Genomic DNA, 8255 nt, shown 5'->3' with positions numbered 1-8255 from the left:
ACATCCATTACTACAACCACGAACGCATCAGGCTGAAACTAAAAGGCCTGAGCCCCGTGCAGTACAGGACTCAGGCCTTGGGCGCTGGCTGAATGAACCGTCCAACTATTGGGGGTCAGTTCAGTGTCCCGGCGGGGCTTTTGCTAGTGGCGCGATAATGCGCTGTTGGTCAGGCCTTCCTGGTCAGGCGGCCCCGCCTAGGCGGTCCTGTCAGGCCGACCCAATCATCTTGCGCAGCACGTAGTGGAGGATGCCGCCGTGGCGGTAGTACTCCAGCTCGTTCTCGGTATCGATGCGGCACAGCGCCTCGATCGTCTTCTCGCCCTTGTCGGAGGCGATGCTCACCGTGACCTTGCCGCCCGGGGTGAGCTCCCTGAGCCCCTCGATGGAGACCGTCTCCTCGCCGGTCAGGCCCAGCGTCGTGCGGCTCTCGCCCTCCGGGAACTGCAGTGGCACCACGCCCATGCCGATCAGGTTGGAGCGGTGGATGCGCTCGTAGGACTCGGCCAGCACCGCGCGGACCCCGAGCAGGCGGGTGCCCTTGGCCGCCCAGTCGCGGCTGGAGCCGGTGCCGTACTCCTTGCCGGCGATCACCACCAGTGGCGTGCCCTCCTGCTGGTAGCGCATGGCGGCATCGTAGATCGCCATCTGCTCGCCGCTCGGCACGTGGCGGGTCTCGCCGCCGATCACGCCATCGAGCATCTCATTCTTGATGCGCACATTGGCGAAGGTGCCGCGCATCATCACCTCGTGGTTGCCGCGCCGCGATCCGTAGGAGTTGAAGTCCACCGGCTTGACGCCGTGCTCCTGCAGGTAGCGCCCGGCGGGGCTGTCGGGCTTGATGGCGCCGGCCGGGGAGATGTGGTCGGTAGTCACCGAGTCGCCCAGCAGGGCGAGCACCCGGGCGTCCTCGACGTCCTCGATGGCCTCGGGGGTGCGGCCCATGCCTTCGAAGAAGGGCGGGTGCTGGATGTAGGTGGAGTCCTTGGACCACTGGTAGACCTTGCTCTTCGGCACCTCGATGGCCTTCCAGACCTCGTCGCCGTCGAAGACCTCGGCGTACTCCTTGCGGAACATCTCGGTGTTGACCTGCTCCACGGCCTCGGCGATCTCCGCCTGGCTCGGCCAGATGTCCTTGAGGAACACCGGCTCGCCGTCCTGGTCGGTGCCCAGCGGGTCGCGGGTCAGGTCGAGCTGAACGTTACCGGCCAGCGCATAGGCCACCACCAGGGGCGGCGAGGCGAGCCAGTTGGTCTTGACCAGCGGGTGCACCCGGCCCTCGAAGTTGCGGTTGCCCGAGAGCACCGAGGCGACGGTCATGTCGCTGTCGTTGATGGCCTCCTCGATGGGCTCGGCCAGCGGACCGGAGTTGCCGATGCAGGTGGTGCAGCCGTAGCCCACCAGGTGGAAGCCCAAGGCATTCAGGTCCTCCTGCACGCCGCCGGCGGCCAGGTAGTCGGTGACCACCTTGGAGCCTGGTGCCAGGGAGGTCTTGACCCACGGCTGGGTGGCGAGCCCCTTCTCGCGAGCCTTTCGCGCCAGCAGGCCGGCGGCCATCATCACGCTAGGGTTGGAGGTGTTGGTGCAGGAGGTGATGGCGGCGATCACTACGGCGCCCGGGTTGAGCTTGAAGCTCTTGCCGTCGAGGTCGACGTCCTGGCTGGTGTGGTGTTCGTAGCTCTCCTCGACACCCACGGCGGTCTGGCCGCCCTCGGACTGCCAATTGCCCTGCTCTTCCTCCGTGGCCTTGTCGCCGTTGTCGGCCAGCAGCGTCGCGAAGGTGGTCTTCATGTCCTTCAAGGCGACCCGGTCCTGGGGCCGCTTGGGGCCGGCCAGGCTCGCCTCGACCTTGGTCATGTCCAGCGCCAGGGTGTCGCTGAAGATCGGCTCGTCGCCGGGCTCGCGCCACAGACCCTGCGCCTTGCTGTAGGCCTCGACCAGCGCCAGCTGGGCATCGTCGCGGCCGGTCAGGCGCATGTAGGTGAGGGTCTCGTCATCCACCGGGAAGAAGCCGCAGGTCGCGCCATACTCCGGCGCCATGTTGGCGATGGTGGCGCGGTCGGCCAGCGGCAGGTCCTTGAGGCCGTCGCCGTAGAACTCGACGAACTTGCCCACCACGCCCTTCTTGCGCAGCATCTCGGTGACGGTCAGCACCAGGTCGGTGGCGGTAATGCCCTCGCGCAGCTTGCCGGTGAGCTTGAAGCCCACCACCTCGGGAATCAGCATCGAGACCGGCTGGCCGAGCATGGCCGCCTCGGCCTCGATGCCGCCGACGCCCCAGCCGAGCACGCCCAGGCCGTTGATCATGGTGGTGTGGGAGTCGGTGCCGACCAGGGTGTCGGGGTAGGCCAGGGGCCTGCCGTCCTGATCCTTCGTCCACACGGTCTGGCCCAGGTACTCCAGGTTGACCTGATGGCAGATGCCGGTGCCCGGCGGCACCACGCGGAAGTTGTCGAAGGCCTGCTGGCCCCAGCGCAGGAATTCGTAGCGCTCGTGGTTGCGCTCCATCTCGATGGCCACGTTGTCCTTGAACGCCGTGGGGTTGCCGAACTTGTCGACCATCACCGAGTGATCGATGACCAGGTCCACCGGCGAGAGCGGGTTGATGCGAGCGGGGTCCTCGCCGAGCGACTCCACCGCGGCGCGCATGGAGGCCAGGTCGACGACACCGGGAACGCCGGTGAAGTCCTGCATCAGCACCCGGGCCGGCCGATAGCCGATCTCGCGATCGGAGTGGCCCTGCTGCTGCCAGTCGACCAGCGCCTGCAGGTCCGCGCGCTCGACGCTCTCGTCATCGGCGAAGCGCAGCTGGTTCTCCAGCAGGATCTTCAGCGTCTTGGGCAGTCGATCGATGTTGCCGAGCGCCTCGGCGGCCTTGGGCAGGCTGTGGAAGTGGTAGGTATGGCCGCCGGCGTCCAGCGTCTCCATGGTATCCGGTAGGGAGTCGTTGCTCATGCTGTCTGTCCTCCTTTCGCATCGCGGGGAGTAGGGGTCACCATCCTGGCACCTCCTCGCTACATGGTCATGATAGAAGGCGTTTTCAAGCGCTGCCCGGGACCGGCAGCGGCCGGGCGCCCTTGAAATGGCGGGCCTGGCCCTCCATATTGCTGCAACATCACACGAGGGCGGTGAACGTCGAATGAACGAGGAACAGCTCGAGTCGCGGGAGGTGCACTGCCCCTACTGCGATACGCCGTTCGACCTGCTGGTCGACCTCTCCCAAGGCAGTCACGCCACCTGGGAGGACTGCCCGCGGTGCTGTGCCCCGATCCAGCTGCGCATCGAGGTCTCGCCGGTCAGCGGCGAGCTCGACTCGCTGATGCTGGGGCGCGACGACGACGTGCTCTAGCCCGCGCTGCGCCCCTGCGTCCCGGGGCCGCAAGAACATCGCATCCTAGGGCTTACCGCACTAACTAATATCGTCCAGCGGCCTGCGCCATGCCGGCATCCGTCGGCATCGCCCAGCCCACTGTGCCATTCCCGACTCCACGAGGTCATTCCATGAGCGACGCGCGTCACGAACGCCTGATCATCCTCGGCTCCGGCCCCGCCGGCTACACGGCAGCCGTCTATGCGGCCCGTGCCAACCTCAAGCCGCTGCTGATCACCGGCATCCAGGCCGGCGGACAGCTGACCACCACCACCGACGTCGACAACTGGCCAGGCGACGACGCCGGCGTGCAGGGCCCGGAGCTGATGGAGCGCATGAAGCGCCACGCCGAGCGCTTCGACACCGAAGTGCTGTTCGATCACATCAACGAGGTCGAGCTGCGCGAGGCGCCCTATACCCTGAAGGGTGATGGCGGCACCTACACTTGTGACGCCCTGATCATCGCCACCGGCGCCAGCGCCCGCTACCTGGGGCTGCCCTCCGAACAGGCGTTCATGGGTCAGGGCGTCTCGGCCTGCGCGACCTGCGACGGCTTCTTCTACCGCAACCAGGAGGTCGTGGTGGTAGGCGGCGGCAACACCGCCGTGGAGGAGGCGCTCTACCTCTCCAACATCGCCTCGAAGGTGACCCTGGTGCATCGCCGCGATAGCCTGCGCGCCGAGAAGATCCTCCAGGACAAGCTCTTCGAGAAGGCCGAGAACGGCAACGTGGTGCTCGAGTGGAACCAGACCCTCGACGAGGTGCTGGGCGACAACAGCGGCGTGACCGGCGTGCGACTGCGCTCCACCGAGAGCGGCGAGACCAGGGAGCTGGCGGCACCGGGCGTGTTCATCGCCATCGGTCACAGCCCCAACACCGGCATCTTCGAGGGGCAGCTGGAGATGGCCGGCGGCTACATCCGGGTGCAGTCGGGCCTCGAGGGCAACGCCACCGCCACCAGCGTGCCGGGCGTGTTCGCCGCCGGCGACGTCATGGATCACGTCTATCGCCAGGCCGTGACCTCCGCCGGCACCGGCTGCATGGCGGCGCTGGATGCCGAGCGCTACCTCGACGAGCTGTAAGCGACGAGTCGCGGTCTTTATGGCGTGAGGTCGCGGCTTTCCCGGGGACAGGCCTGATCGGGGGCGCCGTGAATACGTCCCTGTAGGCTACTTTTTCCTTCCCTGGACAAAGACCCCCTCCAGGCCTGTCCCCGGCGCCGCTCACCATGGTGGTGGCGCCAATATTTCCTTGTCCCTAGTGTCAGTAGTGAGGCGGTCGCTCGTCTTCGGGGCGGGAGGCGGACGCGTCTCCCTCCTGCAGCGCCCGCTGCTGGTCGCGCAGCCGCTCCTGCATCAGCGCGTTGATCCGTTCGAGCTGGGTCAGGCGCCGTTCCTGGCCGGCCACGGCCTCGTCCAGGGTGTCGAGCCAATGCTCCTGGTAGGCGATCCGGCTCTCCATGGCCTCCAGGCGGCGGGCCAGCTCGTCAGGCGTCGTTGCATCGCTCATGATAGAATCCTTGTGCTGCGTGTCACCGTTCATCGTGGCACCTTCATGCATGAGGGTCCCTTTCTTCCTTTCACCACTACCAGAGAGTTTTACAGGTCCATGAATCGAAAGGTCGTGTTTCGTTGCAGTCTCATCAGCCTGCTGCTGGCCGCTCCGGCGCCGCTGCTGATCGCCCTGCTTGTCCATCTCACCGGCGGCGTGCTGTCCCGTGAGCTGTTTGCCAGTCTCGAGGTCGGCGGCGTGGCCGCGGTCTATTTTGCCGCCGCGGTCGCGGTGTTCCTGCTGTTGCTGATCGCCACCCTGGCGCTCAACGCGCTGACGCCGCAGCTGGTCAACCTGGCCGAGGTCGAGGATGACGATCGCGAGATCGGCGAGGTCAAGTGGTTCAACGTCAACAAGGGTTACGGCTTCATCACCCGCGACGATGGCGAGGATGTCTTCGTGCACTTCCGGGCCATTCGCGGGCGCGGGCATCGTACCCTGGCCGAGGGCCAGAAGGTGCGTTACCACGTCATCCAGAATGAGCGGGGGCTTCAAGCCGACGACGTCACCGTCATTACCTGAATCGAAGCGCCTGCGCTCGCCCAGGCGTTGTTGGAAGCGCGACGCGAGATGCTCATTTACTAAAGTAAACTCCGCTCTCACGCCGCGCTTCCGCCTAGCCCGGCCATCGCTCGGCAGCTTCTAGCTTGTAAACATGCTGGTTTCAAGCCTTTAGACACATCGCCCCGCACCTGCGGGGCGATGTCGTTTCCGGGGCTCACTGCCCGGAATCGGGCCAGTCGATCGGCTGCTCGGTGCCGTCGGGCAGCACCTGCAGGAAGCGGTCCGGGTCGTCGCCGGGCTGCCAGCCGCCCAGCGAGCAGCGCACCTCGCACTCCAGCCGCCTGGCGGCCTCCCGGGCGCACTCCGCGTCCGTCGCCCAGGGCGTGTGAGGGCTGTCGAACCACAGGCTGGCGAAGCCGTCGGCGGCCTTCTCCACCAGCAGCACCGCCACCGGGGCCTCGTCCTTGCCGCCGCGGGTGCGCCACTGGCGCTTGCCGGCGGGGGTCAGCGCCTCGGCCCCGATGGCCTCGGCGAGCCAGGCGTCCAGGCGCGCGACGTCGCCGCGGGCCAGATAGATCTCGATATCGGGATAGGATTCCATGGGTGCCTCAGGACCGGGCCGTGCCGTTGACGAAGAGCCTTTCGAGGATCGCCTCGTAGACTCGGCTCAGGTCGTCGAGATCGGCGGCGCGCACCCGCTCGTTGACCTGATGGATGGTGGCGTTGCAGGGGCCGAGCTCGACCACCTGGCTGCCCAGGGTGGCGATGAAGCGCCCGTCGGAGGTGCCCCCGGAGGTGGAGAGCGTCGGCCGGATCCCCACGGCATCCTCCACGCCGGCCACGGCGGCCTCGACCAGGTCGCCCTCGGCGGTCAGAAAGGGCTCGCCGTTGAGCGTCCAGTCCAGCCGGTAGTCGAGGCCGTGGGCATCGAGCAGCGCCTCGGTGCGGGCGCGGAGCTGCTCGTGGGTCACCTCGGTGGAGAAGCGGAAGTTGAACACCACCTCCACGTCGCCGGGGATGACGTTGGTGGCGCCGGTGCCCGAGCGGAGGTTGGAGATCTGGAAGCTGGTGGCTGGGAAGAAGGCGTTGCCCTCGTCCCAGTGCTCATGAGCCAGGGCGTCCAGGGCGGGCATCGCCTGGTGGATGGGGTTGCGCGCCAGGTGCGGGTAGGCCACGTGACCCTGGATGCCCTTGACGTGCAGCACGCCGCCCAGCGAGCCGCGCCGGCCGTTCTTGATCACGTCACCGAGACGCTCGGTGGAGGAGGGCTCGCCGACGATACAGTAGTCGAGGCGGTCGTGGGTCTCGCGCAGGTGCTCGACCACGGCGCGGGTGCCGTCCACCGCCGGGCCCTCCTCGTCGGAGGTGATCAAAAAACCGATCCGTCCGTGGTGGTCCGGATGGGCCGCCACGAAGCGCTCCACCGCGGTGACCATCGCCGCCAGGCTGCCCTTCATGTCCGCGGCGCCGCGGCCCCGGAGCATGCCGTCGTCGTCGATGACGGGCTCGAAGGGCGGGGTATCCCATTGGGTGTGGGGGCCGCTCGGCACCACGTCGGTGTGGCCGGCGAAGGCCAGCAGCGGGCCGTGGTGGCCGCGGGTGGCCCAGAAGTTCTCCACGTCGCCGAAGGGCAGGCGCTCGATATGGAAGCCGAGCGCCTCCAGGCGCTCGATCATCAGCGCCTGGCAGCCCAGGTCATCCGGCGTCACCGAGGGGCGGCGGATCAGCTCGCAGGCGAGCGCCAGGGTCGGCGAGAGTTCGGCGGCCTCAGTTGTGGGCATGCAGCGCCTCGTTCAGCGCGATGGCGCTCTTGTTGGTCAGGCACTCGATGCGGCCGTTCTGGGAGTTGCGGCGCAGCAGCAGGTCGTCCTGGCCGGCGAGGTCGCGGGCGGCCACGGTGTCGGCGACCTGGCCCTGATCATCAAGCACGGTGACCTTGGCCCCGGCGGTCAGGTAGAGGCCAGACTCCACGGTACAGCGATCGCCCAGCGGGATGCCGATGCCGGCATTGGCGCCGATCAGGCAGCCCTCGCCGACCTTGATGACGATGTTGCCGCCGCCGGAAAGGGTGCCCATGGTGGAGCAGCCGCCGCCCAGGTCCGAGCCCTTGCCGACCATCACGCCGGCGGAGATGCGGCCCTCGATCATGCCCGGCCCCTCGGTGCCGGCGTTGAAGTTGATGAAGCCCTCGTGCATCACCGTGGTGCCCTCGCCGAGGTAGGCGCCCAGGCGCACCCGGGCGGTGTCGCCGATGCGCACGCCGGTCGGCACCACGTAGTCGGTCATCTTGGGGAACTTGTCGACGCAGTCCACGGAGAGCGGGCGGCCTTCCAGGCGTGCCTTGAGGCGACGCGCCGGCAGCTCCTCGATGTCGATGGCGCCTTCGCTGGACCAGGCGATGTTGCGCAGCAGGCCGAACATGCCGGTGAGATCCAGGCCGTGGGGCTTGACCAGGCGATGGGAGAGCAGGTGCAGCTTGAGGTAGACCTCCGGGGCGCTCTGCGGCGGGGCATCCACGTCGAGGAACATCGCTACCAGCGGGCGCTGGCTGGCGGCCAGGGTCTCGGCCAGCTCGGCCTGTTCCGGGTGGCCGGCGTCACGCAGCGCCCCGGCCAGCGCGCCGCACTGCTCAGGCAGGAAGCTCACCGCGGCGTTGCCGTCGGGGGCGTCGAGCACCTCGGCGGCGGCGGCCACCAGGCTCGCGTCCGGGCCGAGCAGCGGGGCCGGGTAGTAGATCTCCAGCCAGTCGCCCTGGGTGTTCTGGGTGCCGATTCCGAGTGCAAAGCTCAGCATGGGGGTGTCCTCTGAAAGCGTGGGAGGGGCGGAGCGC

9 protein-coding genes are annotated in these 8255 nt (G+C 67.8%); 4 read left to right on the top strand and 5 right to left on the bottom strand.

The window, feature by feature from the left end; all coding sequences use genetic code 11:
• Window positions 1–92: IS3 family transposase (locus ABE957_RS11890; RefSeq protein WP_349758910.1), on the top strand; the 92-nt coding region annotated here is incomplete at its 5' end.
• A 118-nt stretch (window positions 93–210) separates the two neighbouring features.
• Here ABE957_RS11890 and acnA read toward each other — a convergent pair.
• Window positions 211–2955: an aconitate hydratase AcnA gene (acnA, locus tag ABE957_RS11885; RefSeq protein ID WP_349758906.1), complete on the bottom strand. Its 2745-nt coding sequence runs from the start codon at window positions 2953–2955 to the stop codon at window positions 211–213.
• 184 nt (window positions 2956–3139) lie between these two features.
• On the opposite strand from acnA, the gene ABE957_RS11880 reads away from it, so the two are divergent.
• Both ABE957_RS11880 and trxB read left to right on the top strand, forming a co-directional pair.
• Window positions 3140–3349, top strand: coding sequence for a zinc ribbon domain-containing protein (locus tag ABE957_RS11880; RefSeq protein WP_349758905.1), 210 nt, complete (start codon window positions 3140–3142; stop codon window positions 3347–3349).
• Between the two features lie 152 nt (window positions 3350–3501).
• Entirely contained in the window at window positions 3502–4452 is a 951-nt protein-coding gene (gene trxB / locus ABE957_RS11875; RefSeq protein ID WP_349758904.1) for a thioredoxin-disulfide reductase, read from the top strand.
• Window positions 4453–4633: 181 nt separating this feature from the next.
• Here the strand turns inward: trxB and ABE957_RS11870 are convergent, their stop codons facing one another.
• Complete coding sequence (locus ABE957_RS11870) at window positions 4634–4879, bottom strand: SlyX family protein (protein ID WP_349758903.1); 246 nt, start codon at window positions 4877–4879, stop codon at window positions 4634–4636.
• Between the two features lie 99 nt (window positions 4880–4978).
• Between ABE957_RS11870 and ABE957_RS11865 the strand changes: the two genes are divergently transcribed.
• Window positions 4979–5443, top strand: a complete 465-nt coding sequence (locus tag ABE957_RS11865; protein ID WP_349758902.1) for a cold-shock protein — start codon at window positions 4979–4981, stop codon at window positions 5441–5443.
• 196 nt (window positions 5444–5639) lie between these two features.
• Here the strand turns inward: ABE957_RS11865 and ABE957_RS11860 are convergent, their stop codons facing one another.
• From ABE957_RS11860 to dapD, 3 genes are read right to left on the bottom strand one after another with little or no spacing between them, the layout of a single operon-like run.
• The gene (locus ABE957_RS11860) at window positions 5640–6026 is read right to left on the bottom strand and encodes a hypothetical protein (protein ID WP_349758901.1); all 387 of its coding nucleotides are present in this window, start codon (window positions 6024–6026) and stop codon (window positions 5640–5642) included.
• Between the two features lie 7 nt (window positions 6027–6033).
• Window positions 6034–7206: a succinyl-diaminopimelate desuccinylase gene (gene dapE / locus ABE957_RS11855; protein WP_349758900.1), complete on the bottom strand. Its 1173-nt coding sequence runs from the start codon at window positions 7204–7206 to the stop codon at window positions 6034–6036.
• Complete coding sequence (dapD, locus tag ABE957_RS11850; protein WP_349758899.1) at window positions 7193–8218, bottom strand: 2,3,4,5-tetrahydropyridine-2,6-dicarboxylate N-succinyltransferase; 1026 nt, start codon at window positions 8216–8218, stop codon at window positions 7193–7195. The genes dapE and dapD overlap by 14 nt, the downstream gene beginning before the upstream one ends.
• Between the last annotated feature and the right edge of the window lie 37 nt (window positions 8219–8255).

Origin of the sequence: Halomonas pelophila, from assembly GCF_040196315.1 — a bacterium.
Taxonomy (GTDB): domain Bacteria; phylum Pseudomonadota; class Gammaproteobacteria; order Pseudomonadales; family Halomonadaceae; genus Halomonas; species Halomonas pelophila.
This window is presented reverse-complemented; position numbering and strand designations above follow the sequence as displayed.